Origin of the sequence: Salinicola sp. RZ23 (assembly GCF_003206675.1) — a bacterium.
Lineage (GTDB): Bacteria > Pseudomonadota > Gammaproteobacteria > Pseudomonadales > Halomonadaceae > Salinicola > Salinicola endophyticus.
Map to the genome: position 1 here is coordinate 313,148 of NZ_PZJK01000015.1, position 23,083 is coordinate 336,230.

General features: G+C 67.5%; 20 protein-coding genes. 5 read left to right on the plus strand and 15 right to left on the minus strand.

The window, feature by feature from the left end; genetic code table 11:
• Positions 1-56: 56 nt before the first annotated feature.
• The 4 genes from msrA to DOM67_RS16300 all read right to left on the minus strand — a co-directional run bounded on the left by msrA (position 57) and on the right by DOM67_RS16300 (position 7,818).
• Complete coding sequence (gene msrA, locus DOM67_RS16285) at positions 57-695, minus strand: peptide-methionine (S)-S-oxide reductase MsrA (protein WP_110677811.1); 639 nt, start codon at positions 693-695, stop codon at positions 57-59.
• Positions 696-769: 74 nt separating this feature from the next.
• On the minus strand, positions 770-4,990 hold the full coding sequence (locus tag DOM67_RS16290) for a translocation/assembly module TamB domain-containing protein (RefSeq protein WP_157958887.1): 4,221 nt from the start codon (positions 4,988-4,990) through the stop codon (positions 770-772).
• A complete protein-coding gene (locus DOM67_RS16295) occupies positions 4,954-6,795 on the minus strand; it encodes an autotransporter assembly complex family protein (protein ID WP_110677815.1) in 1,842 nt (613 codons plus the stop codon). Before DOM67_RS16295 ends, DOM67_RS16290 begins: the two co-directional genes overlap by 37 nt.
• A gap of 3 nt (positions 6,796-6,798) precedes the next feature.
• Positions 6,799-7,818 (minus strand): ATP-binding protein, encoded by a 1,020-nt coding sequence (locus DOM67_RS16300; RefSeq protein ID WP_110677817.1) that lies wholly within the window; start codon positions 7,816-7,818, stop codon positions 6,799-6,801.
• 195 nt (positions 7,819-8,013) lie between these two features.
• On the opposite strand from DOM67_RS16300, the gene DOM67_RS16305 reads away from it, so the two are divergent.
• A complete protein-coding gene (locus DOM67_RS16305; RefSeq protein WP_198651843.1) occupies positions 8,014-8,643 on the plus strand; it encodes a Fe-Mn family superoxide dismutase in 630 nt (209 codons plus the stop codon).
• 33 nt (positions 8,644-8,676) lie between these two features.
• Here the strand turns inward: DOM67_RS16305 and DOM67_RS16310 are convergent, their stop codons facing one another.
• Both DOM67_RS16310 and galU read right to left on the minus strand, forming a co-directional pair.
• Positions 8,677-9,957 carry a nucleotide sugar dehydrogenase gene (locus DOM67_RS16310; protein ID WP_110677821.1) on the minus strand — a complete coding sequence of 427 codons (1,281 nt, stop codon included), beginning with the start codon at positions 9,955-9,957 and terminating at the stop codon, positions 8,677-8,679.
• 4 nt (positions 9,958-9,961) lie between these two features.
• A complete protein-coding gene (galU, locus tag DOM67_RS16315) occupies positions 9,962-10,849 on the minus strand; it encodes a UTP--glucose-1-phosphate uridylyltransferase GalU (protein ID WP_110677822.1) in 888 nt (295 codons plus the stop codon).
• Between the two features lie 337 nt (positions 10,850-11,186).
• Between galU and ubiG the strand changes: the two genes are divergently transcribed.
• Both ubiG and DOM67_RS16325 read left to right on the plus strand, forming a co-directional pair.
• Positions 11,187-11,972: a bifunctional 2-polyprenyl-6-hydroxyphenol methylase/3-demethylubiquinol 3-O-methyltransferase UbiG gene (ubiG, locus tag DOM67_RS16320; RefSeq protein ID WP_110677824.1), complete on the plus strand. Its 786-nt coding sequence runs from the start codon at positions 11,187-11,189 to the stop codon at positions 11,970-11,972.
• Positions 11,969-12,634 (plus strand): HAD-IA family hydrolase, encoded by a 666-nt coding sequence (locus DOM67_RS16325; RefSeq protein WP_110677826.1) that lies wholly within the window; start codon positions 11,969-11,971, stop codon positions 12,632-12,634. The genes ubiG and DOM67_RS16325 overlap by 4 nt, the downstream gene beginning before the upstream one ends.
• A gap of 82 nt (positions 12,635-12,716) precedes the next feature.
• On the opposite strand, the gene DOM67_RS16330 is transcribed toward DOM67_RS16325, so the two are convergent.
• From DOM67_RS16330 to DOM67_RS16355, 6 genes are read right to left on the minus strand one after another with little or no spacing between them, the layout of a single operon-like run.
• The gene (locus tag DOM67_RS16330; protein ID WP_110677828.1) at positions 12,717-13,721 is read right to left on the minus strand and encodes a DctP family TRAP transporter solute-binding subunit; all 1,005 of its coding nucleotides are present in this window, start codon (positions 13,719-13,721) and stop codon (positions 12,717-12,719) included.
• Between the two features lie 22 nt (positions 13,722-13,743).
• A complete protein-coding gene (locus DOM67_RS16335; protein ID WP_110677830.1) occupies positions 13,744-15,024 on the minus strand; it encodes a TRAP transporter large permease subunit in 1,281 nt (426 codons plus the stop codon).
• Positions 15,021-15,539 carry a TRAP transporter small permease gene (locus DOM67_RS16340; RefSeq protein ID WP_110677832.1) on the minus strand — a complete coding sequence of 173 codons (519 nt, stop codon included), beginning with the start codon at positions 15,537-15,539 and terminating at the stop codon, positions 15,021-15,023. Before DOM67_RS16340 ends, DOM67_RS16335 begins: the two co-directional genes overlap by 4 nt.
• Positions 15,540-15,578: 39 nt before the next feature.
• Positions 15,579-16,556: an NAD(P)-dependent oxidoreductase gene (locus DOM67_RS16345; RefSeq protein ID WP_110677834.1), complete on the minus strand. Its 978-nt coding sequence runs from the start codon at positions 16,554-16,556 to the stop codon at positions 15,579-15,581.
• A 27-nt stretch (positions 16,557-16,583) separates the two neighbouring features.
• On the minus strand, positions 16,584-17,402 hold the full coding sequence (locus DOM67_RS16350; RefSeq protein ID WP_110677836.1) for an IclR family transcriptional regulator: 819 nt from the start codon (positions 17,400-17,402) through the stop codon (positions 16,584-16,586).
• Positions 17,402-18,502, minus strand: coding sequence for a D-2-hydroxyacid dehydrogenase (locus DOM67_RS16355; protein WP_110677838.1), 1,101 nt, complete (start codon positions 18,500-18,502; stop codon positions 17,402-17,404). The genes DOM67_RS16350 and DOM67_RS16355 overlap by 1 nt, the downstream gene beginning before the upstream one ends.
• A gap of 299 nt (positions 18,503-18,801) precedes the next feature.
• Between DOM67_RS16355 and DOM67_RS16360 the strand changes: the two genes are divergently transcribed.
• Both DOM67_RS16360 and DOM67_RS16365 read left to right on the plus strand, forming a co-directional pair.
• The gene (locus tag DOM67_RS16360; protein WP_110677840.1) at positions 18,802-19,566 is read left to right on the plus strand and encodes a glucose 1-dehydrogenase; all 765 of its coding nucleotides are present in this window, start codon (positions 18,802-18,804) and stop codon (positions 19,564-19,566) included.
• A gap of 117 nt (positions 19,567-19,683) precedes the next feature.
• Positions 19,684-20,697: an L-idonate 5-dehydrogenase gene (locus tag DOM67_RS16365; protein ID WP_110677842.1), complete on the plus strand. Its 1,014-nt coding sequence runs from the start codon at positions 19,684-19,686 to the stop codon at positions 20,695-20,697.
• Between the two features lie 25 nt (positions 20,698-20,722).
• On the opposite strand, the gene DOM67_RS16370 is transcribed toward DOM67_RS16365, so the two are convergent.
• The 3 genes from DOM67_RS16370 to pal form a co-directional block, all read right to left on the minus strand.
• Positions 20,723-21,481, minus strand: a complete 759-nt coding sequence (locus DOM67_RS16370; RefSeq protein ID WP_110677844.1) for a YciK family oxidoreductase — start codon at positions 21,479-21,481, stop codon at positions 20,723-20,725.
• Positions 21,482-21,649: 168 nt separating this feature from the next.
• Positions 21,650-22,513: a tol-pal system protein YbgF gene (gene ybgF / locus DOM67_RS16375; protein WP_110677846.1), complete on the minus strand. Its 864-nt coding sequence runs from the start codon at positions 22,511-22,513 to the stop codon at positions 21,650-21,652.
• An 18-nt stretch (positions 22,514-22,531) separates the two neighbouring features.
• On the minus strand, positions 22,532-23,047 hold the full coding sequence (gene pal, locus DOM67_RS16380) for a peptidoglycan-associated lipoprotein Pal (protein ID WP_110677848.1): 516 nt from the start codon (positions 23,045-23,047) through the stop codon (positions 22,532-22,534).
• Positions 23,048-23,083: the final 36 nt, after the last annotated feature.

A 23,083-nucleotide genomic window follows, 5' to 3' on the forward strand; every position in this document is an offset into this window, starting at 1 on the left:
CCATGCCTCGTTGGGGCTTGATCTGGTGTGGGAGCAGACTTGGGGTCAGGCGCGCCTCAGGCCGAGATCGGGCAAGTCACGCCGGTACCTTTCAGTCCGCAGTAGCCGTTGGGGTTCTTGGCCAGATACTGCTGGTGGTACTCCTCGGCGTAGTAGAACGTCTCCAGCGGCGCGATCTCGGTGGTGATCGGCCCCAGGCCGCGTGCGGCCAGCGCCGCCGCGTAGTCGTCGCGGCTCGCCTCGGCGATCTCGCGCTGGTCGGCGTCGAGGGTGTAGATCGCCGAGCGATACTGGGTGCCGAGATCGTTGCCCTGACGCATGCCCTGGGTCGGGTCGTGGGCCTCCCAGAACACCGACAATAGCTGCTCGAGCGACAGCCGCTCGGGGTCGAACACCACCCGCACCACCTCAGCGTGGCCGGTCAACCCGGTGCAGGTCTCGTCGTAGGTCGGATTGGGCGTGACGCCACCGGCGTAGCCCACCGCCGTGACCAGCACGCCGTCCAGCTCCCAGAACAGCCGCTCGGCGCCCCAGAAACAGCCCAGACCCAGCACGATCTCCTGACTGCCAGCGGGGAATGGCGGCAGCATCGAGGCACCGTTGACCCGATGCACGCCGCTCGGGGTCAGCGGGGTATCGCGGCCCGGCAGGGCCTGGCTGGCGTCGGGAAGCGTGTCGGGACGTTGCTTGAACATGGTGTGTCTCCTGGTGGTCGCGGGCGGCTGGCGTATCCAAAAGCTGCCCACCCGCGCCGGCGCGTGGCCGATCCTCAGGGGCCGCCGCTGCGGCCCAGACTGAAGGTGTAGATGAGGTCCAGCGCCTGAGCCGCCCCCGATACCGCCTGCAGATAGAGATTCTGGATCAGGCGGTAGCGCAGGGTCAGCTCGGCGATGGGAGAGAATATGCCGACGCCGTAGCTCACCTTCAAGTCATCGAAGACATAGCCACTGACCACGACCTGGCTGTCGTCGCCGGAACCCGAGGCGTCGAGGCTCAGATCCTGAACCCCGAAACTCTCACCCACCTTGCCCACGGCACTGCCGGTCTGCGACAGCGACAGCCCGATCAGCGCCGAGGTCAGGGCGTCGTCACCGCCGCCACTGTCGTCCGGCCCGCGTCCGCGCAGAATGTAGGAGAGCGCACGGCTCTCGCTCATCGCCGGTTCGGAGAAGATGGTCAGCCGTGGCGCCGAGGCCGGGCCGGTCACCCGCAGCCCGGCGACCACGTTGTCTTCGGTGGTATCGGGATTGCGGATCGCCTCGAATTGCAGGTTCGGCTGCGATGCCGGCCCGCTGAAGATCACCTCCCCCTGGCGAATGATCAGATCCTGGCCGAAGGAGGTATAGGTGCCGCCGATCAGATTGACGTCGCCGTAGAGCTGGACTGGACCAGTGCCCTGGCGAATCTCCAGCTCGCCACGCAGCCCGGACTTCAACCCGTAGGCTGCGAGCTTCAGATCCGGCCCCAGGTGCAGCTTGACGCGGATATCGAGCTGCATACCGGCGTCGGCCAGGGCCTGGGCGGTGCCCGCCCCCTCGTCGTTGGCACGCGACTCGGCGGCAGTCTGCTGCCGGCGATCCTCTTCCTCGGTGATGATCACGGTATCGCTGCTGGGCACCTGCGCCGAGGCCGGTAGCTGACCGATCTCCAGGCGCGCCCAGGGCACGCTGACGTCGCCGCGCACCTGCAAGCGCTGCGGGGTGGCGCGAACCTGTATATCCGGCGCGATGCGCAGGCGGCCGTACGCCGGCATGGCTACCAGAATCGGCTGCTTCTGCCCGTCGATATTGACGTTGGCGCGCCATTCGGCGGGGTTCTGCCAGTCGGCATCGCCACTCAGTGCCAGGCGGCCATCCTCACTCTGCACGTAGCCGTCGAGGGTCGATGACTGTCCGGCCAGCGCCAGCGTCAGCCGGGCATCGGTCACCGCCACCGGCGAGACGCCACCCTTGACCTTGACCCCGTCGATCACCACGTTGCCGTTCAACGCCGGCATGGTGATGCTGCCGCCGAGTTCCACGTCGCCATTGATGGCGCCCTCCAGCTGGCTGAGACCGGCGACCAGGGGGCGATACGGCGCGAACCGCAGATCATCGATGGCGAGCTGTCCCTGCAGGCGCCCCGCCCCGGCGGGATCGTCCACCTGTGCTTGCAGATGCACCTGGCCGGCATCGGCAAGGGCCAGCGTGACATCGGTGCGAGCGCGGCGCTGATCGGCGTCGAGCGTCAACGCCATCCGGGTCTCCGGCACCTGCCACGGCGCGCCGCGGGCATCGACCCCGGAGACCTGGGCCTGGGCATCGATATCGGCCTTGGCGGTCCAGGCCTGACCACCGCGGGACCAGCTGGCGATGAGCTTGCCGGCGGTGCTGCCGGCGACCCGCCAGCCATCGGGCATGAAGTCATCGAGCAGTGCCATCGGAATGTCGTCCAGCGCCAGCGCCGCCCGCCCCTGATCGGCCGAGGCGGTCATGCGTTCGGTCAGGCAAAGCGCGCCGCCCTGGCGGCGGTCGAGGCAGAATGGCGCCAGGGTCACGCTGGAAGCCTGGAGGTCAGCGCTGAAATCGAGGGCGTCACGCAGCGCGAGATCGCCATAGTCGGTGGCCGCCGACAGCGACGCCAGGGTGCCACGATAGTGGCGATAAGCGTCATCCAGGCCGCCACGCAGGCGCAGTGAGAGTTGCGATGCCGGCAGGCCGTCGCCACCGGCCACATCGAGCGACAGCTTATGCTGCGACAGCCGCCCGTCGAGACCCAGTTCGAGACGTCGAATCTGCTGATTGGCGGCGGCGATATCCGACGCTTGCAGGTCGACGTCGAACTGCGGGTCCGCGGTGCCGGTACTGCTGGCCTTCAGCGCCAGCTGCCCCACGCGATTGTCGCCGAAGGCAACGCCGCTGCCATCGAGATCGACCGTCACGCTGGGCTTCTTCAGCGTGCCACGGCCCTGGAACTGACCACGCAGTGCCCCGGCCAGTTGGGGCAGAATCGTGCCCAGTGCGGGGGCATCGATGCGCCCGTCGATGTTCAAGGCCTGGTCGACACTGCCGGTCGCGGTCACCCGGTTGCGCCCCTGGCGCAGGTCGAGCTGGCGAATGTGCCAGGCCATGTCGCTGTTGCCGTCGAGGCTCGCCGCCAGGCGCAGCTCGCGCTGCTGCAGGCGACCGTCGATGTCGAGCTGCGGCAGTGCCAGCTGCCAGCCGCCGTCGTGGCCCATGGCAAAAGCCGCCCGGGCCTGACCATTGAGCTGCCCGGTGACCGCCTGGGTGAAGGCCTCCAGCGGCAGTCGGCTGAGATCGAGCTTGAGGTTGGCCGAGAGCAGCGGCGTCCAGCGCACGCTGCCCTGACTGCGCAGTTGACCGCCGTCGCTGGCGATGTCGAGCGGCTGCCAGTGGAACCCCTGCAGGTCGCCTTCGCCACGCACGCCCAGTGTCACCGGCGGCAGGCCCTGGCCCTGCCCGGCAAGATCGAGCCTTGCCTGGTAGGCCGCCAGCGACCCCGACAGCGACAGTGCCAGCTTGCCGAGCCGGTACTGCGGCGTCGACGTCGGCGGCGGCGCGACACCGGCAATAGCGCGGGCGCTGCGGATGGCGGTGGCGTCGAGCCCCCCGGGGAGCGCGCGGAACGCGGCAAAGGGCTGCGCGGCGAGCGGCCAGCGCAGGTCCTCGCCGTGCAGCTCGAGATCAAAGGGCAGCCCCGGCGCAAAGGCTTGCAGCCGTGCCTTCAGCGTGGCATCGGCTGTGCCGCTGGTGTGCAGCGTCAGCTTTAGATCGGCCAGCGTGCCGGACACGTCGAGGCTAGTCTGCTGACCATAGAGTGGCGCGCGGGTGATGCGGCTGTGCAGCGAGAGCGCGATCGGCACGTCGCCGTTGAGCTCGATCCGGGCGCTGAGCTCGGCGTGGCCATCCGGGGCATCGAGGGTCAGGCGACGAATCTCCAGCTGACGATCGACCGCCGCCAGCGATAACGTCAGGCGGTCGAGCCGCTGCGGCGTGGGCCCGTTCAGGGTCACGTCGCGGAGCGTCAGGCTGGGCACCTCCAGCTGCAGCGGCAGAGACAAGTCGGGCAACCGCTGGCGCAGCGTCTGGAGCTGTTGCTCGATCGCTGCGACCCGCGGGTCGGCAGCGTCCGTCGCAGCGGCCACGTTGGCCGCCGCGGCCAGAGTCAGCGGCGACAGCACGAGCGGGGGCAGCGTCTTCGCTGACGGAGCATCGGCCGCCTTGACCTCGGTGCTGGCCGTCGCGGGCGTCTGTCCGCTGGGTGCCCCGGGTGTATTGGCCGCCGCGATGGCGGCGTGCGTCGGGTTTGCCGACGGGTACAGGCTCTCGGCCGCCGCAAGCGCCGCGGGGCTGATCACGCCATCGCCCAGCGACGCCTGCGCCAGCGCCTGATCCAGGCCATTACTGGTGGCGTCGGGCAGTGTGATATCGACACCCGCCAGGGTCGTCGGCGACAGCGTCAGCCGATTGCCATGCAGGCTGGCACCGGTCTCAAAGTGGTCCCAGTGCAGCGCGGTACCCTCGGCGAGTTCGACCCCCACGTCGTCCAGACGTACCTGACGGATCTCGATCGGCAGTGGCACGGCTATCGGCCCCAGCGCCCCACCGCTGTCATCCTCTGCGGGGGGCGGCGTCTGCGCATCGCTGGCCGCCAGTTGAATGCGCGCCCCGGAGATCGTGAGGTCGTCGAGGCACAGCCGCCCTTTCAACAGGCAGTCGTCGCCCCAGGCGAGGTGCAGGTGGGCCACCCGCAGCGACAGAGGACCGGCGTCGAGCGCCAGATCGTCGATGGTCAACTCGTCGAGCGGCGCGCCCTCGAAGCGCGTCGCCTGAACCCAGCCACGCGACTGCGCCTGCTCGAACAGCCAGTGCGACCCCCAGGGCGACAGCGCCAACCCCGCGAGCAGCAATACCAGTCCCAGCAGCCATAGCAGCAGCCACACCGCGAGCCGAATCAGAACTCCGGTCCGATGGAGAAATGGAGACGCCAAGAGTCCTCCTCGTCGTCAAACGGATGGGCGATGTCGAAACGAATCGGCCCCACGGGTGATATCCAGCGAATGCCCAGGCCGGCACCGGTCTTGAGCGTGTTCGGCCACCAGTCGTCGAAGGCGTTGCCGCTGTCGATGAAGCTCGCGCCCCAGAAATTGCCGCTCAGGTGACGCTGGTATTCGAGGCTGCCGGTGAGCATTTGCTGGCCGCCGAGCAGCTTGCCGTCGGCGTTCTCCGGCGACAGGCTCTCGTAACCGTAACCGCGGATGCTCTGATCGCCACCGGCGAAGAAGCGCAGCGACGGTGGTACCTGGTCGAAGGTATCGGTAGCCATGGCACCCCCACCGAGGCGCCACAGGAAGCGGTTCTCGCTGCCCAGCATACGAATCCACTGGGTGCTGAAGGTGGTACGCACGAAGCGTGCATCCGAGCCCCAGGCGGGGTCCGACCACTCCAGCGTGAGCTGCTGCCGATCCCCCCAACTGGGGAAGGTCGGATTACGCTTGCGTGTGCGCGACCAGCTGATCCCGGGATAGAGCAGCAGCACCGCATCTTTCTGATCGGCCTGGGTGAAGTCCTCGTAGGTGGTCTGCCAGTAGAGATCCTGGCTCCAGCCGTTGGCGAACTCCCAGTGCCGTGCCAGCTGCACCGAGCTCTCGAAGCTCTTGGTATCCTCGTTGTCGACGCTCTCCAGGCCGTAGCGCAGGTGATAGCTGTCGCGCAGCGGATTGGCCAGGGGGATGGTGTACTCGCCTGAGAGGCGCTGCTCCGGCGACGACAGGTAGAGTGAGTTGGTCAGGCTGTGGCCGTAGCGGTTGAGCCACGGCATGGTCCACGAAAACTGGGTGCGCGGCCCCACGTCGGTGGCGTAACCGATCCCCACCTCGAACTGATGACGATCGGCCGGGGTCACCTCGACATCCACCGGCACCACCTTGGGCTGGCTGTCGGTCAGCTCGCGCGCAGCGCGCAGTCCCGGGCCACCGAGCACCCGCGAATTGTCCGCGGTGGTCTCGCGCCCGGTCGCCTCCTGCCACCACAGGCTGGGCGCGAACGAGGGGCTATCCTCGTTGACCCGCGGGCGCACCGCGACACCGCGGAACCAGTCGGTCTGGCCGAGGTTCTGGTTGAGGGTGGCGAGATCGCCGGCGAGATAGGGATCGCCCGGGGCGAACGGCACCATGTTGCGCAGCCGTTCCGGTTCGATCTGGCTACCGCGGAAGTGCACGTGGCCGAAGCGGTAGCGAGTGCCGCTGTCGAGCTCGAGATAGATGCGCGCGCTCTCCTCCCACGGGCGCACCTCGATGCGCTGCTGGCTGAACCGCGCATCGAAATAGCCGCGCTCGAGGGCCAGCGTCGAGAGCCGCCCCTTGAAGCCTTCATAGCGTGACTGCACCAGGGGGTCACCGACCTTGAGCGGGTTGTCCGCCATCGCCTGGGTGAAGGCGTCGTCATGGCGGGCATCGCCCTCGAGCCCGGCATCGACCTTGGTGATTCGGGTGCGCTTCCCGGGCTTGACGTCGATCACCACCCGGGCGTTGTCCTTGTCCGGATAGTGGGTGGCCAGGGTCGCGCCGTAGTAGCCGAACGCCTGCAGCGCCTGCTCGGCGCGTTGCCGCACGACCCCATCGAGGCGCTCACGGGTGGCCTGACTGTCGCCCTCCAGGTCGGAGAGGATATTGACGATGTTCTCGGCGGGGGCACCGCTGATGCCGTTCACCTCGACATCCAGCGCCCAGGCATGGCTCGCAAGGGGAAGTGTGAGTAGCGTCAGTCCCGTCCGTAGGACCTTGAGCTGGGGCATGCATCAGCCTCCGCGGCGCTGCAGTTGAGAAACGTCGGTAATCAGGCCGGTGACACGCCGGGTCAGCTGGGCGCGGCTCGCCTCCAGAGAGTCGATGCGCTCGCTCAACGCCTTCACCTGAGCGCTGCTCACCCCCTTGGGCAGATTGGCGAGTCGTGCCTGCAGTGATTCGACCCCTGCACTAAGAGCGGTCTGACCCTGGCGAAGTTCCGCTACGGCGCTGCGCAACTGCTCGAGCGATTGCGCCGAGGGCACCTTGCGTGCGGCCAGATCGTCGACCCGCTGGTCGAGGCTCGACAGCCGCGTGGTCACTTGATCGACGCGCTTCTGAAGATCGGCGCTGGGGGCCGCCTCGAGTGCCTGGGCCTGCGCCTTCTGAGTCTGGGCCAGTGTGTCCACTCGCGCCACCAGCGCCTGGGCCGCCTTGTCGTTGGCGGCCAGGGCCTGATCCTGCTCGGCAAGCTGCGTCGCCTGCTGCTGCTGGGTGTCGTTCAGCGTCTGCAGGCGGGTGGCGAGCGTTGCCCGGGCATCCTTGGCGGTGCTTTCCAGCGCCGATAGCGACGTCTGCAGCGCCGTGATGACGCCCTGCTGATCGTCCACGCTGGCCTTCACTGCGGCCAGGCGCGTATCGAGGTCGTCGTTCTGCCCCTTGGCGACCCGGGTTTCGAGACTGCCGACGGCGGCCCGAGTGGCTTCGAGCTGACCGCGCAGACGGTCGAACTCACCACGCAGGCTCTCACCCGAGGCGTCGAGGGTATTACCGGTGGCGTCCAGGCGCTGGTTGAGCTTGGCAAGTCGCGCCTCGAAGGCGTGCCGATCCTGCCAGTACTGCCAGCCACCGGCGGCGAGCGCACCGCCGAGTAGAAGTATCAGGCACCACAGGGGCCACACCCGCGGAGGCCGGCGTCCAGGCGTCGGGCCAGCGGCGTGGCCGCCACGCGCGCCGGAGCGGCGCATGCTCATGTCACTGCGATCGGGAACAATCGTCTGCGCGGTGCGTGGGTCGTCGGAATTGGGAGGCATTGCCGTCGTGTACCTTACCGATGAAGATGCAGGCTTGAGACCGGGGATGAGCGCCGGGCAGCCGACGCCAGCGCTCACTGCGTCACGTTACGTGAAACCGCCCTTCAAGCCTAGGCTTGGCAGCCCGTGCCAGGCATGCTAGCCGGACCGGAATCAGGCGTCACAGCCACACTCTTCACCGATATCAGGAGTCCCATGCCAACGACAGCGACGCCAGGCGTCCGATTCGAACTCCCCGCGCTTCCCTTCGAGCGCCACTCGCTGGAACCTGCGCTGTCGCGGGCCCAGATCGATCTGCTCTACAGTCACTACCACCGCCATCAGTTGACGACGCTGAACGCGGCCCTCGCCGCCGACGACCCACGCTCCCTGGCGACGCTCGCCGCCGAAGGCCCCGCGCACCTGCGCCCGGCCGCGGCCCAGGCCTGGGGGATGACGCTGTTCTGGCACGGCCTGTGCGCGCGTCCGGCGCCGCCGGAGACGGCGCTCGGGCAACGCGTGGCGCGTGATGTCGGCGATTGGGGGGCGTTCGAGGCGAACTGGAAACAGCGCGTGATCTCGGCGGCTCCGGGGGGCTTCAGTTGGCTGGGTCTGACCCCGGAGGACACCCTGACACTAGTGGAGACACCTGTGGGCGAACTGCCGCCAGGGATACGACCGCTGGTGGCCATACCCTTGTGCGAGGAGGCCTATCGCATCGACTTCGGCCACGACCGTGGCGCCTACTTCTCGGCGCTATGGTCGCGACTCAACTGGGAGACGGTCATGCTGCTGCTCGGCCTGCCGCCCGAGCACCCACAGGCGATGCCGCCACACGCCGAGTGAGACCACCGCCGGCGGCGGTGGTCAGCGATGGCGTCAGGCGCGCCGGCCGATACCGCGATAGACGAAACCGCGCGAGGCGACGTAGGTGGGATCGAAGATGTTGCGCCCATCGAGGATCAGCGGCGTCTTCAACGCCTGCAGCAGACGGCGCCAGTCCGGGTTCCAGTAGCACTTCCACTCGGTGACCAGCATCAGCGCGTCGGCCCCTTCGCAGGCGGCGTAGAAATCGCCCTCGACGAGTTCGAGCTGCGGATGGGCCGGGTAGAGTTCAGCCAGCGCATGGAGCGCGGCCGGGTCGTGAATCTTGACCTTGACGCCCTGGGCCCACAGCGCCTCGAGAATGGTCAGCACCGGGGCCTGGTCGATACGCGCCGTGCCCGGCTTGAAGGCCGCGCCCCAGATGGCGATCGTGCGCCCTTCCAGCTCGCCCTGGAAGTGATTCCACAGCTTGCGGAACAGCGTCTCCTTCTTGCTCTCGTTGATGTCGAGCACATGCTCGAGCAGATGCGACTCGCGGCCGGTGGAGTGCTGCACATCGGCCAGCCGCATCAGGTCACGGGAGAAGTTGGGTCCGCCGAAGCCGCAGCCGGGATAGAGATACTCGAAACCGATACGGGTATCGGCCCCCATGCCCTGACGCACGTACTCGACGTCGACCCCCAGGGAGTCGGCGAGCCCCGCCAGCTCGTTCATGAAGCTGATACGCGTGGCCAGCATGCCGTTGATCGCCAGCTTGGTCAGCTCGGCGGCCTTGCGCGGCATCAGTTGATAGACCTCGTGGCGCCGACTGAAGGCGCGCAGCAGTTCACGGATCTGCTGGGTCGCCCACTCATCCTCGCTACCCAGCAGCCAGTGTGCCGGCCGGGTGAAGGTGTCCCAGGCGCGCCCCTCCTCGAGCCGGTCCGGCAGGGCCACCGCGATCTGACTGGCGTGGCCCAGCTGCGCTTCCAGCTTCTCGGTCTGCCCCACGGGGAAGGTCGAGTTGTTGACGATCACCAGCGGCGTCGTCTGCCGCCCCGGCACCTCTTCGACATAGCGCTCGGCGGCCTCGCGCTGATCCGGCGACAGCGCCAGCCAGTGCACCTCGGCATCACTTTCCGCCGTCACTCGATCGACGATGGCGAGCTGCCCGGAGGCCTCACCCGCGAGAATCTGATCCTTCAGGCCCGGCTCGCTGATCAGCCAGTCCGCCCGGGAGAGGCTCTCCCAGGGGAAGTCGGCGTGGGGCATCCAGGTCACCTGATGCCCTACCGAGCAGAGCGCCGCAGCGGCGGTGGCCGCTGCCAGTTCGCTACCGTGTACGACCACCCGCATGGCGTTATTCCTCGGCTGCGTATTGCTTGACCAACTCGCGGAAACCCTCGCCCAGCGTCGGGTGCTTGCGCCCCAGCGCCAGGGTGGCCTCCAGATAGCCCAGCTGGCTGCCGCAGTCGTAGGTCTGCCCTTGCATGCGGTAGGCCTCGGCCCCGGATTCACGGCGCAGCGCCTCGATGGCGTCGGTCAGCTGGATCTCGTTGCCCGCGCCCGGCCGGGTCTCGGCCAGCAGCGGGAAGATCTCGCCGGGCAGCAGATAGCGGCCGATCACCGCCAGCGTCGACGGTGCTTCCTCGACCTTGGGCTTCTCGACCACGCCGGTCAGCGGCGCGCTATGCCCGGCAGCCGGCTCATCGCCCTCGAGCGCCACGATGCCGTACTTGTAGGTCAGTTCGTGGGGCACGGTCTCGACCATGATCTGCGCCTTGCCGCTCGCCTCATAGGCGGCGATCATCCCGGAGAGGTCGTTCTGCGGCGCGTTGTCGTCATCGATCAGCACGTCCGGCAGCAGCACCGCGAAGGGCTCGTCGCCGACCACCGGGCGGGCGCACAGGATGGCGTGGCCCAGGCCGAGCGCTTCCGGCTGACGTACGCTGATGATCTTGACGTCGTCGGGGATGATATTGCGCAGCTCATCGAGCAGCGCCTGCTTGCCCTTGGCCTCGAGCTGGGTCTCGAGCTCGAAATGCTTGTCGAAGTGGTTCTCGATGGCGCTCTTGGACGAATGGGTGACGAGCACGATCTCCTTGATCCCCGCCTTGACCGCCTCGCTCACCACGTACTGGATCACCGGCTTGTCGACGATGGTGATCATCTCCTTGGGGATCGCCTTGGACGCCGGCAGACAGCGGGTGCCGAAGCCGGCAACGGGCAATACAGCCTTGCGAATCATCGTATTATTCCTTCCCTTCCTGGGTGTGATAACCAGCTTTGCGCCGCGTGTAAAAGCGTGACAATCAGTATCGGGTCGCATGACCCCTATCGCCGTAGCTTAACGGCGCAGGCGCCGAAAGCACAGTCGCAGAATGTCGACACCCGGTGTCGCGTCGCGGCGTCCCTCGGGCGGGCGGCCACGGGGTTTTATCCCCGCATGGCGCCCAGCAACGTCTGCGTCCATAGTAGACTATGCCTCCAATTTGCCAGGCGTCGCCGCCAGGAGGGTGGCGACGCTGTCCATGCTGCCCCCGGCCCGGGGCAACGTCAGTCTCTCGAGTGCAAGGAATCTCTGCATGGCACAATCGCAACACGACAACGTCGATCACGCCGAAATCGCCAAGTTCGACGCGCTGGCGAGCCGGTGGTGGGATCGAGAAGGCGACTTCAAGCCGCTGCACGATATCAATCCGCTGCGTCTGGGCTTCATCGATCGCCACGTGGCGCTGGCCGGCAAGCGCGTCCTGGACGTCGGCTGCGGTGGTGGCATCCTCAGCGAGGCCATGGCCCAGCGCGGTGCCGATGTGATCGGTATCGATCTCGGTGAGGCGCCGCTGGCGGTGGCCCGCCTGCACCAGCAGGAGTCCGGGGTCGAGGTCGACTACCGCCACGTCAGCGTGGAGTCGATGGCCGAGTCCCACCCGGGCGAGTTCGACGTCGTCACCTGTCTCGAAATGCTCGAGCACGTGCCCGACCCGGGCGCGGTCGTGGCGGCCTGCGCCAAGCTGGTGAAGCCCGGCGGCCACCTCTTCTTCTCGACCATCAACCGCAATCCCAAATCCTACGTCTTCGCCATCATCGGCGCCGAGTACGTGCTCAGGCTGCTGCCGCGCGGTACCCACGACTACCACAAGTTGATCCGTCCCTCCGAACTCTCGGCCTGGTGCCGCGAGCACGGACTGCGCCTGCGCGACCAGACCGGGCTCACCTACAACCCCATCACCCGCCACTACCGCCTCGACCCGGACGATGTCTCGGTCAACTACATGGTGCACGTGACCCCCGAGTGGGGCGGCAATACGCAACATGAGCCAGCAGCGGGCGATGACGAAGGCGCACGCGGCGGGGAGACCTCGGCATGAGCCAGCCGGCGCTGCCCGCTGGCCTGCTGTTCGATCTCGACGGTACGCTGGTCGATACCGCGCCGGATCTGGCGGCGGCGACCAACCGTCTGCGCCAGCACCACGGCCTGGCCCCCCTGCCCTATGAAACCCTTCGCGCTCAGGTCTCCAACGGCGGCAGCGCGCTGGTGACCCTGGCGCTGGGGCTGGCACTGGACCACCCCGGTCACGCCGCAGCGCGCGACTACCTGCTCGCACGCTACGGTGAGGCGGTCGCCGAGCACAGCCGCGTGTTCGAGGGGCTGACGCCGCTGCTTAAAGCGTGGCAGCAAGCCGGGCGCCCCTGGGGGATCGTCACCAACAAGCCGCGCCGCTATGCCGCGCCGCTGGTGGAAGCGTTGGCGCTGAACCCCGGTGTTCTGGTGTGCGCCGATGACCTGCCGGTACGCAAGCCCGACCCGGAGCCGCTGTGGTTCGCAGCCCGCGAGCTGGGCGTCGCCCCCGCAGCGTGCTGGTATGTCGGCGATCATCGACGCGATATGGAAGCGGCACACCACGCCGGCATGACCGCCGTGGCTGTGCGCTATGGCTATATCCCCGAGGACGAATCCACCGCCGACTGGCCGGCGGATCGCTGGTTCGAGAGTGGGTCGGCGCTGGCTGCCGCCCTGGTCGATATCTGAGCAGGCACAGTCTGAAACCGAGGGTTCAGTGCTCAACGGCCGCCCATCATTGGACGGCCGCTGTCTTGCCGTAGGCCCGGCCTCAGCTCTGGGGCTCAGCCGAATCTTTGGCCGAGGCCTGCTGAATGGCGTCGATCATCGCTTTGCCATGCGCTTCGATGAACTTGTCCCACACCGGCTGTACCGCCTGCTGGAAGGCCGCAGTGTCGACGTCACGGTTGACCTGCATGCCCTTCTGCTTGAGCTGCTGGACCATCGACTCGCTGCGCTGGATGTTCATCGACCGCTGCATGCGAGTGGCGTCCGCTGCCGCGTTGCGCACGATCTGCTGCTGCGCTGGGGTCAGGCTGTCGAAGCGCTGCTTGTTCATCACCAACGCCAGCGCGGCATAGGCGTGATTGGTGAGCGACAGGTACTTCTGCACCTCGTTGAAGTTGAACGACACCACGATCCCCAGCGGATGGTCCTGGGCGTCTACCACACCGGTCTCGAGCGCGGTGTAGAGCTCGTTGACCGGGATCTGCTGCGGGTTGGCGCCGAGCAGCTCGAACATGTCGTTGAGCGCGATGGAGTTATTGACGCGCATGCGCAGGCCCTGAAGATCCTTGGGCTCACGGATCGGGCCACGGTTGTTGGTCATCTCGCGAAACCCGTTCTCGGGAAATGCCAGCCCCTCGAGGCCGAACTCTCCGAGCTTGGCCATCACCTGCTGCCCCGGCTTGCCATCCAGCGCGCGGTAGGCGGCCTCGTGATCCGGGAACATGAACGGTAGTGTGAAGGCCGCCGCCTCCGGCACCAGACCCGTGAAATTGTTGAGCCCCGAGAGGGTGATATCGATGATTCCCGAGCGGGTACCGTCGATCATCTGGGCATCGTTGCCGAGCTGGCCGTTGGGAAAGATCTGAACCTGGAGCTCGCCGTCACTCTCGCGCTCGACCTCCTTCTTGAAGGCTTCGGCCAGCACCTGCTGCAGATCGCTCTGCGGCGCAGGATGGGCGAAGCGCAGCGTGGTGGCCGCAGTGGCCGTGGTCGACAGCAGTGCCAAACCGCACAGCATCGAGGCCAGTCCCAGCAGTTTCTTGTTCATGTCATCGTCTCCTTGCTCTTCCCTAGCCGATCAGCCAATGCATCGGCACCGTGATGATCTGCGGCACCAGCACGAACAGCGCCAGCAGACCGATATACACCAGTACGAAGGGGTAGACGCCGCGCACGGCTTCGGTCATCGAGGTGTTGCCCACCCCGCAGACCACGTTGAGCACGGTGCCCACCGGCGGCGTGATCAAGCCGATGCAGCAGTTGATCACGAACATCAGGCCGAAATAGATCGGGTCGATTCCGGCCTGTATCACCAGCGGCATGAACAGCGGCACCAGAATCAGGATCGCCGGGGCCAGATCCATGACCATGCCCACCAGCAGCACCACCAGCATGATCGCCGACATCAGCAGAATCGGATGCTCGACCAGCGGCCCGAGCATGGCGGCGAGTTGCTGCGGCAGCTGGGCGATGGTGATCACCCAGGAGGCGGCCATCGCCGCGCCTACCAGGAACATCACCAGCGCCGTCGAGCGCCCGGCCCGGATCAGCACGCCGAGCAGCTTGCGCGGGCTCAGCTCGCGGTAGACCAGCGCCGAGACCAGGATGGCGTAGACCGCGGCGACCACCGCGGCTTCGGTCGGGGTGAACACGCCGAAGCGAATGCCGACGATGATGATCAGCGGCAGCAGCAGCGCCCACACGCTCTCCCTCAGCGCCTTGAGACGCTCGCCGCGACTGGCACGGGGCTGGGGGGCCAGGTCCGAGCGGCGCATCATCACGCGCCAGGTGATCATCAGTGCCAGCCCCATGAACAGCCCCGGCACAATGCCGCCGATGAACAGCTTGGCGATCGACAGGTTGCCCGCCACCCCGAGGATGATCAGCGGCAGCGACGGCGGAATGACCGGGGCGATGATGCCGCCGGCGGCCAGCAGCCCCACCGACCGCGAGGCCGGATAGCCACTCTTACGCATCATCGGATAGAGGATGCTGACCAGCGCCGCGGCATCCGCCACCGCCGAGCCGGAGAGCCCGGCCAGCAGCAGCGAGGTGAGAATGGCGACATAGCCGAGGCCACCACGCCAGTGGCCGACCAGCGTCATCGCCAGGCGCACGATGCGGTCTGAGAGTCCGCCGACCGCCATCACCTCGCCAGCGACCATGAAGAACGGGATCGCCAGCAGGGCGAAGTTGTCGACCCCGTTGATCAGCGACTGGGCCAGGATGTCGGCACTGAACATCCCCATGTGCAGCATCAGCGCCACCGCCGCCGCGAGCAGTGCGAACGCCACCGGCAGGCGCAGCAGGATGGTGCCGATCAGCACCGCCAGGAACAGCCCCAGGGTCATGGTCGTGTCTCCTCGGATGCGCTGGCGTGGTGGTGGGCTTCCGCTGCCCCCGGCGCATCAGGGCCGCCGGGCAGTACGGCGCCGAGGGCGGCGGTCACGCTCATCAGTGCCCCCGAGACCACGCCGGCGAGATAGAACAGTGCCGTGGGCAACCCGGTGAGCGGCGAGATGTTGTGCCAGTTGGACAGAGTCTGGCGCCAGCAGCCGATCAGCAGCATCAGCGAGGCGACCAGGATCGCCAGCCACGCGAGCCGCCCCAGCACGCTGCGCACCACCCGCGGCAGGCGGTCGAACAGCTCGGACACCGCCAGGTGCTCGCCCTCCTTGAGACACAGCGAGGCGCCGAGCATCACGATCCAGACGAAGCCCAGCCGCGACAGCTCGATCCCCGAGCGCAACCCCGAGGCGAAACCATAGCGCAGCACCACATTGACGAAGACCAGCACCATGGTGAGTAACATCAACAGCGCGATGAGCCACTCGATACCACGCCAGAACGCCTTCAGTGTCGTCATCTCAGCTCCTCCCGCCACGTGCGAACGCGGCGCTCGCCTTCAGGGCAGGCGGTCCAGTTCGTCGATGTAGCGCTGGGTGACGCAGAGGTCATGCTCCCCCAGCCCGCGATCGCCGAGGTCGTCGAACAGCCGCGAGAGTGTCGCCAGTTGTGGCGTCATCACCCCACCGCGAGCTGCCTCGTCACGGGCGAAAGCCAGATCCTTGATCATGTAGCGAGCGACGCCGGTGGGGGTGTAATCCTTGTCGATCAAGCGCTGCTTGCGCGCTTCCAGCAGGCGCCCGCCGGCGTAACCACCACCCAGGCACTCGAGCAGGCGAGCGACATCGAGGCCGGCGCGCTCGGCGATCACCGTCGCCTCCGACAGCGCCACCATGGTCGAGGCCACCACCATCTGGTTGCACGCCTTGGCCACCTCGCCCGCCCCCAGCGAGCCCAGATGCACGGGATTGCCCATACTGGCCAGCAGCGGCTGCGCGACCGTGAAGGCCTGCGCGTCACCGCCGACCATGATCGACAGCCGGCCGGCTTCGGCGCCGTCGGTCCCTCCGGAGAGCGGTGCATCGAGCAGCCGGATGCGCCCTGCGCTCGCCTGCTCGAGCTCAGCGGCCAGCTCGCGTACGCCCTGGGGCGATGAGGTGGAGCAGATTACGATCAGCAGCGCGTCACCCACACCGGCAACGATCCCCTGTTCGCCCCACAGCAGCTCGCGCAGCGGATCGAGATCGGGCAGCACCGTGATCAGCACGTCGCTGGCAGCGGCCAGCGCCCGCGGTGTCTCCGCCAGCGCTGCACCGGCGTCGATCACCGGGGCCAGTTTCTGCGCTGAGCGTCCGTACACGCTCACCTGCGCCGCCACCTCGGCAGCCAGCAGGTTGTGCGCCATCGGCATACCCATGTTGCCGAGGCCAATCATGCCAACCCGGCGCTTGCCGGGATGGGCAAAGACGCGCTCGAAGCTGGCCGCCGCAGTGTCATTGGGCCTCTCGACGGAGGCGTCATCGATGGCAGACGACATCTCGTTCACTCCTCGATCAGTGGATGTTCAGCGCCCGGCATCACGGGCATCGCGCATGGCCGTATCGTGGGGATCGGCGGCCAGGTTCATGGGGTTGGCGATACGTCGCGCCATGGCATCGAGTGCCGCCACGGCGCGCGCCTCCAGTGCATCGTCGCAGCGCTCCTCCATCAGCGAGGTACCGAGGGCATAGGCCTGCTCGCCGCTGTACTGCGGCGCCACCACCAGCGCCAGCCCACGGACCCCGGGGAAGACCTCGCCCAGGTCACGGCCATAGCCGCGTTCGCGGACCCGGGCGATCTTGGCCACCAGCGCGTCGAGGTCGGTGACCGAGCGCTCGGTCCAGCCCGGGCGGGTCGCCGGGTCAGCGAATCGCCGCCGGATCTCGGCGTCGTCGAGGCGCGCCAGCAGCGCATTGCCCACCGCGGTGATCGAGGCCGGAAAGCGGCTGCCGATGCTCGCGGTCATGCGCAGCGGCATGCGCCCGGCATGGGCGGCGAGATAGAGCACATCGGTGCCGTCGAGCACCGCCAGCTGGCAGATCTCGTCGTGCAACAGCGGGGTCTCGTTGCATGCCTGGTAGAACGCCTGGACCGGATCGACTCCGCGCAGATAGGCCCCGCCCAGTTCGACCAGACGCCGCCCCAGGCGGTAGCCGCCGGCGCTGCGAGCGATCAGACCCTCGGCTTCCAGCGCCAGACAGATGTTGAACAGTGACGAGCGCGCCACAGAGAGCTGACGCGCCATCTCGCTGACCCCCAGTGCGGTGTCGCCCGCCTGCTCCAGCAGCCCCAGCACGCGGATCGATCGGGTCACCGCCGGGCTACGCTCGGCCTCCCCCGCCATCAGTAGAACTCCACCGTATCGACGCGATTGCGCAGCGGCTCCCCGTCGAGATAGCGCCGGGCGTTGTCCACGAACAGCTCGGCAATCAGGCGGTCTTCAGCGGCGTTGAGTGCCGCGGTATGCGGGGTCAGCAGTACGTTGGGCAGATCCCATAGCGGCGAGTCACCAGCCAGCGGCTCGCTGGCCGTGACATCCAGCACGGCTAGGCCGAGATGCTCGGTGCGCAGGGCCTCGATCAGCGCCGGCTCGTCGACCGCCGTGCCGCGGCCGACGTTGACGAAGGTGGCCCCGGGACGCAGCGCCGCGAGAAAGGCCGCATCCACCAGCTTGTCGGTGGCGGCGGTTCCCGGCAGCGAACAGACCACGGCATCGGCGCGTGCCGCTGCCGCGTGCAGCGCCTCCGGCGGCACGACCTCGTCGACGTGGTCGACCGCTCGGCCGTGACGCGAGACGCCGATCACCCGCGCGCCCAGCAGCGAGAGCTTGCGCGCCACCTCACGGCCGATCCCGCCGAGCCCCAGCAGCAGCACGGTCTGTTCACTGACCTGCCCCATCGCCCAGCGCCCGCTCCAGTGGTGCGCCCGCTGTTGAGCCTGGACCCGCGGCAGCTGCTTGGCACCGGCAAGCACGCCGAACAGCGCGTACTCCGCCAGTGGCCCGCCATGCACCCCCGCGGAGGTGGTGAAGGCGACCCGCTCGAGCTGCTCGCGGGAGAGTTGCGCCGCCTTCACCTGGCCGCCACCCCCCGCGGCCATCAGATGGACCCAGCGCAGCCCGGGGTTGGCCGCGACCGCGCGCGCCAGCGCTGCCGGGTCGAGGTCGGGAATGCCGTACAGCACCTCGGCATCGGCGATCAGCGCCTCGAAACGCGCCTGCGCCTCGGCGCTGCGACGGAAGGCGGGGTCGCCGGCGAAGTCCGCGGGGTGGCGCATGGGCGGCAGCAGCGACTGGTCACGGACCATCTCGAGGCGCGGCTCGCGGGCTTCGATCATGGCGCATAGCGCCTCGCTCAGCGGGGTGGCCACCGCCACCCTCAGCTTGCCCTTCGGCGATGCTGCCTGGCGCTTTTCCGCGTCGGCCGGCGACGGTGTCTGATGCATGGCTCGATCCTCGTGTCTTGTCGGTTCGCAGGCTTCGGTCAGCGGTCTTCGATGCATGGCGCCAAGGCCTCTGTCCGGATGCCGTGAGCGCGACCATTGTCCAATGAGCTGAACGTCGTTCAGCGGACTGTACAATGCTAGGCTGTAGACGTAACCCCGCCTTTGGTCGTGGTCGGGCGCCACCACCTCATCACCGGCAGTCCGTCCCCGACGCTTGAAACCGCGGGCGCAATCCGGGTCTGATGGCGGATCACAGGATGTCTGTACACGTCGATAAACACCGCATCGGGAGACAATGCATGAAGCTTTTCGATATCAGTGGCCGCCTGGCCCTGGTGACCGGCTCGTCGCGGGGGCTGGGATTCACCCTGGCCCAGGGACTGGCGCGTCAGGGGGCACGCGTGATCGTGCACGGACGCCAAGCCGAAGCGGTGGCCCGCGCCGCCGAGGCGATCCGCGCAGAAACCGGTGCCGAGGTCGACAGCGTGACTTTCGATGTCACCGACAGCGCGGCGGTGCGCGAGGCGCTGGATGCGCTGACCGCGCGCCTGGGAACACCGGACATCCTGGTCAACAATGCCGGACTCCAGCGTCGCGCCCCCTTCGCCGAGTTCGATCCCGAAGACTGGGATGCGGTGCTCGCCACCAATCTCTCCAGCGCCTTCTACGTCTCGCGCGCGCTGGCCGAGCGCATGTCCCAGCGCGGATCGGGCAAGATCGTCAATATCGGTTCGGTGCAGTCGCAGCTGGCACGCCAGACCATCGCCCCCTATGCCGCTTCCAAGGGCGGTGTGGTGATGCTGACCAAGGGCATGGCCGCCGATCTGGCGCGCTTCGACATTCAGGTCAACTGCATCTCGCCGGGCTACTTCAAGACCGACATGAACACGGCCCTGTGGCAGGACGAAGCCTTCAACAGCTGGGTGGAGTCGCGCACCCCGGCCCAGCGCTGGGGTAATGTCGAAGAGCTGGTGGGTACGCTGATCTATCTCTGCTCGGACGCCTCCGCCTTCGTCTCGGGTCAGAACATCTTCGTCGACGGCGGCATGACCTCGGTGGTTTGAGCCTCGACGGCCTGGGACCGACGAGCTGGCTGTCGAAGGCCTGATTCATTCATCACCGCCGGATAGCGGGCATGATCGCGCCTATGCCTGGCGGCGTCACACAGGAGCAACAAGGGCATGAAAGCGCTGGTGATACATGGCAAGCAGGATCTGCGCGCGCAGACCTGGGAAACCCCCGAGCCGGCCGCCGATGAGGTGCGCGTGCGCATCGCCTGGGGCGGCATCTGCGGCTCTGACCTGCACTACTACCACGAGGGTGCCAACGGCGCCTTCGTGGTGCGTGAGCCGCTGATTCCGGGACATGAACTCTCCGGCACGGTGGATCTGGATCCCGCCGGGGAGCTGGCCCCGGGAACCCCGGTGACCTTTCACCCGGCAACCTTCGGCGAGTGCCAGCCGGGGCTGGAGCAACATCCGCATCTGTGGCCACGCGGCGGCTATCTGGGGTCAGCCTCGACCACGCCGCACACCCAGGGCGGCATGAGCGAGTATCTGGTGGTCAAGCGCGGCATGATCCGCACCCTGCCGTCGACGCTGCCGCTCAAGCGCGCGGCACTGACCGAGCCGCTGGCCGTGGCGCTGCACGGCATCCGTATCGCCGGCGGCGTCGAGGGCAAGCGTGTACTGGTCTGCGGCTCGGGGCCGATCGGTCTGCTGGTGGCCGCCGCGGCGCTGGCCAAGGGCGCGAGCGAGGTGACCGCCACCGACGTGTTCGAGGGGCCGCTGGCGCGCGCCCGGGCACTTGGCGTGCACGCCACCGTGCGCATCGGCGAGGCGGAACCGGCGGCCGAGGCGTTCGATGTGGCGCTGGAGTGCTCAGGCGTACCCGCCTCGATCGACGTCGCGATCCGCGCCGTGCGGCGTGCCGGCGTGATCGCCCAGATCGGCATGATGGGTGCCGGCGCCCAGCCACTGGAACTGGCGACACTGATCTCCAAGGAGATTCAGCTGCGTGGCTGTTTCCGCTTCAACGACGAGGTCGACGAAGCGATCGAACTCCTCGATCGGGATGCGCGTTTCGATCAGGTGATCACCCACGAGATCGCCGCCGACGACGCGGTCGAGGCGTTCGATGTGGCCAAGGATGCCCAGGTGTCGGGCAAGGTGCTGGTGCGACTGTGGCCGGCATGAGATCACGCCTGGCCACCGCCGCGGCTCACTGCCGCGGCGGTTGGGCGTCGAAGGCTTCGCCGGTGGTGCCGCGGCTGTCGCGGCCCATCAGCCAGAGATAGGTGGGCATGATCGACTCCGGTGTGGGAACCCGCTGCGGATCTTCCTGGGGGTAGGCCGCGCGCCGCATGGCGGTGCGCGTGCCACCGGGGTTGATCGAATTGAAGCGCAGCGTCGAGTCGCGATACTCGTCGGCGAGAATCTGCATCAGGCCCTCGGTGGCGAACTTGGAGGTCGAGTAGGCACCCCACTCGGCGCGCCCGCGCCGCCCCACGCTGGACGAGGTGAACACCACCGAGGCGTTGGTGGACGCTTCGAGCAGCGGCAACAAGGCCTGGGTCAAACCGAGACTGGCGGTGAAGTTGACCTGCATCACCCGCGCCCACACCTCGAGATCGGAGGCCGCGACCGACTTGCGCTCCCCCAGCATGCTGGCGTTGTGCAATAGGCCGTCGAGACGCCCGAAGGCCTGCTCGAGCTTGGCCGCGACGACGCCGAAATCCTGCGCCGTGGCACTTTCGAGATTGAGCGGGAAGATCGCCGGCTGCGGCGCCTTGGCCGCCTCGATCGCGTCATAGACCGTCTCCAGCCGGCTCAGGCTACGCCCCAGCAGCACCACGGTGGCACCGTGCCGGGCGTAGGCCATGGCCGCTGCGCGACCGATGCCGGCGCTCGCCCCGGTCACCAGAATCACCTTCCCCGCGAGCAGGTCCACGGGCGGCTGATAGTCGCTTTGGCAAGGCATGCTCACCTCCTCCTGTGCGGGTGGTACTAGAGCATCGTCTTCTCCACGCCAGCAGCGTGGGCGTCAGCCACAACGCGCTGAGGCCGACCGCCTTTGGTGGTCGGCCCTCATCCGGCTGGACGGGACGCGGTCTCGCGTCCTGTCTCTATCCCTCGCTCAGCTTCAGTCTCAGTTGCCCAACTGATTGAGGAAGTCCTTCGCCATCTGCGCCGCGCTACTGTCAGGGTAGTCGCTCTGCACGCGCTTGAGCAGTTCGCGGCTGCCCGAGGTATCGCCCTGGCGTGCCTTCAACAGACCCAGCTTGTAGAGCGCATCGGGCACCTTGCTGCTCTGCGGGTAATCGTCGATGACGGTATTGAAGGCCTTGGCGGCGGCGTCGAGCTGCGACTGCGCCGAGTAGAGTTCGCCGAGCCAGTAGTGGGCATTGGGGATCAGGCTCGACTGCGGGTAATCGGCGATGAAGCGTTTGAACGAACTGACGGCGGCGTCGAACTGCCGCGCCTGTACCTGCTGGAATGCAGCCTGGTAGGCGTCGCGGCCATCGCCGCTACCACCCGCTGCCGGCGCGCTGCCACCGCTGTCAGCGGTCGTCGCACTGGCTGCACCGGCGCTGCTGTCTCCAGCACCGCTGCCCGCGGCACCGCTATTTCCGGCCCCACTGTTTCCGGCAACCTGGCTCGCCGCGCCGCTATCGACGCTGCCACTCGACATGTCACCGCTACTGCCGCTCCCGCTACCCGAGAGACGGTCATCGAGATCGAGATACTGCTTCTGAGTCTGCTGCTTCAGCTGCTCCAGCTGATAGCGCAGCTCCTCGACCTGGCCGCGCAGCTGCTGTATCTGCTGGCGGTTGTCCTGCAATTCGTTGAGGATCGTCAGGGTGCCGCCGCCGCTTTCGCGGGCCTGCGTCTGACTGTAGAAACCGCCCGACGACTGACCCGTGAGGTCATCCACGACCGGCTGCTGAGCCCATACGGACAGCGGGAGCACCAGGGCTCCCGCGCCGCACAGTCTTTTCAGACCGTGTTTCATGCTGATCTCCGTCGACTATTACTTGTAGTCGAACACGACGCGACGATTCTTCGCGTAGGCTTCTTCGGTGTGGCCCTGAACGGCAGGACGCTCTTCACCGTAGCTGACAATGGAGATCTGCGACGGGGACACGCCCTGGACGGTCAGGTACTGCTCGACCGACTGCGCACGACGCTCGCCGAGGCCCAGGTTGTATTCACGCGTGCCGCGCTCGTCGGCGTAGCCTTGCAGCGTCACGTTGACGCTCGGGTTGGCCATCAGGTACTGAGCGTGACCGCGCAGGACGGACTCGAATTCCGGGCGGATTTCGTCGCTGTCGAACGCGAAGTAGATCGTGTCGACGCTGGGACGCTGCTGGTTGGCGTTCATCTGCGAACCGTTTGCGCCCTGGCCGGAAGTCATGCCCTGACCGGACATGTTACCGGAGGTGCCATCCATGTTCCCTTCCTGGGTGCCGCCGCTGCTAGAACAGCCCGCGACCACTGCCAGTGACAGCGCGACCGTTAGCGTCTTGGCGTAAGTCTTGAATTGCATTGTCATCTCCTTGCTCAGATGTCGAATGACACTGTC

Coding starts and splice junctions, on each gene's coding strand:
- DOM67_RS16350 (WP_110677836.1), bottom strand. CDS start 17,402: ATGGCGGGGGAGGCCGAGCGTAGCCCGGCGGTGACCCGATCGATCCGC.
- DOM67_RS16300 (WP_110677817.1), bottom strand. CDS start 7,818: ATGCCTCCCAATTCCGACGACCCACGCACCGCGCAGACGATTGTTCCC.
- pal (WP_110677848.1), bottom strand. CDS start 23,047: ATGCAATTCAAGACTTACGCCAAGACGCTAACGGTCGCGCTGTCACTG.
- DOM67_RS16340 (WP_110677832.1), bottom strand. CDS start 15,539: ATGACGACACTGAAGGCGTTCTGGCGTGGTATCGAGTGGCTCATCGCG.
- DOM67_RS16355 (WP_110677838.1), bottom strand. CDS start 18,502: ATGCATCAGACACCGTCGCCGGCCGACGCGGAAAAGCGCCAGGCAGCA.
- ybgF (WP_110677846.1), bottom strand. CDS start 22,513: ATGAAACACGGTCTGAAAAGACTGTGCGGCGCGGGAGCCCTGGTGCTC.
- DOM67_RS16295 (WP_110677815.1), bottom strand. CDS start 6,795: ATGCCCCAGCTCAAGGTCCTACGGACGGGACTGACGCTACTCACACTT.
- galU (WP_110677822.1), bottom strand. CDS start 10,849: ATGATTCGCAAGGCTGTATTGCCCGTTGCCGGCTTCGGCACCCGCTGT.
- DOM67_RS16370 (WP_110677844.1), bottom strand. CDS start 21,481: ATGCCTTGCCAAAGCGACTATCAGCCGCCCGTGGACCTGCTCGCGGGG.
- DOM67_RS16360 (WP_110677840.1), top strand. CDS start 18,802: ATGAAGCTTTTCGATATCAGTGGCCGCCTGGCCCTGGTGACCGGCTCG.
- DOM67_RS16335 (WP_110677830.1), bottom strand. CDS start 15,024: ATGACCCTGGGGCTGTTCCTGGCGGTGCTGATCGGCACCATCCTGCTG.
- msrA (WP_110677811.1), bottom strand. CDS start 695: ATGTTCAAGCAACGTCCCGACACGCTTCCCGACGCCAGCCAGGCCCTG.
- DOM67_RS16345 (WP_110677834.1), bottom strand. CDS start 16,556: ATGTCGTCTGCCATCGATGACGCCTCCGTCGAGAGGCCCAATGACACT.
- DOM67_RS16325 (WP_110677826.1), top strand. CDS start 11,969: ATGAGCCAGCCGGCGCTGCCCGCTGGCCTGCTGTTCGATCTCGACGGT.
- DOM67_RS16305 (WP_198651843.1), top strand. CDS start 8,014: ATGCCAACGACAGCGACGCCAGGCGTCCGATTCGAACTCCCCGCGCTT.
- DOM67_RS16330 (WP_110677828.1), bottom strand. CDS start 13,721: ATGAACAAGAAACTGCTGGGACTGGCCTCGATGCTGTGCGGTTTGGCA.
- ubiG (WP_110677824.1), top strand. CDS start 11,187: ATGGCACAATCGCAACACGACAACGTCGATCACGCCGAAATCGCCAAG.
- DOM67_RS16310 (WP_110677821.1), bottom strand. CDS start 9,957: ATGCGGGTGGTCGTACACGGTAGCGAACTGGCAGCGGCCACCGCCGCT.
- DOM67_RS16365 (WP_110677842.1), top strand. CDS start 19,684: ATGAAAGCGCTGGTGATACATGGCAAGCAGGATCTGCGCGCGCAGACC.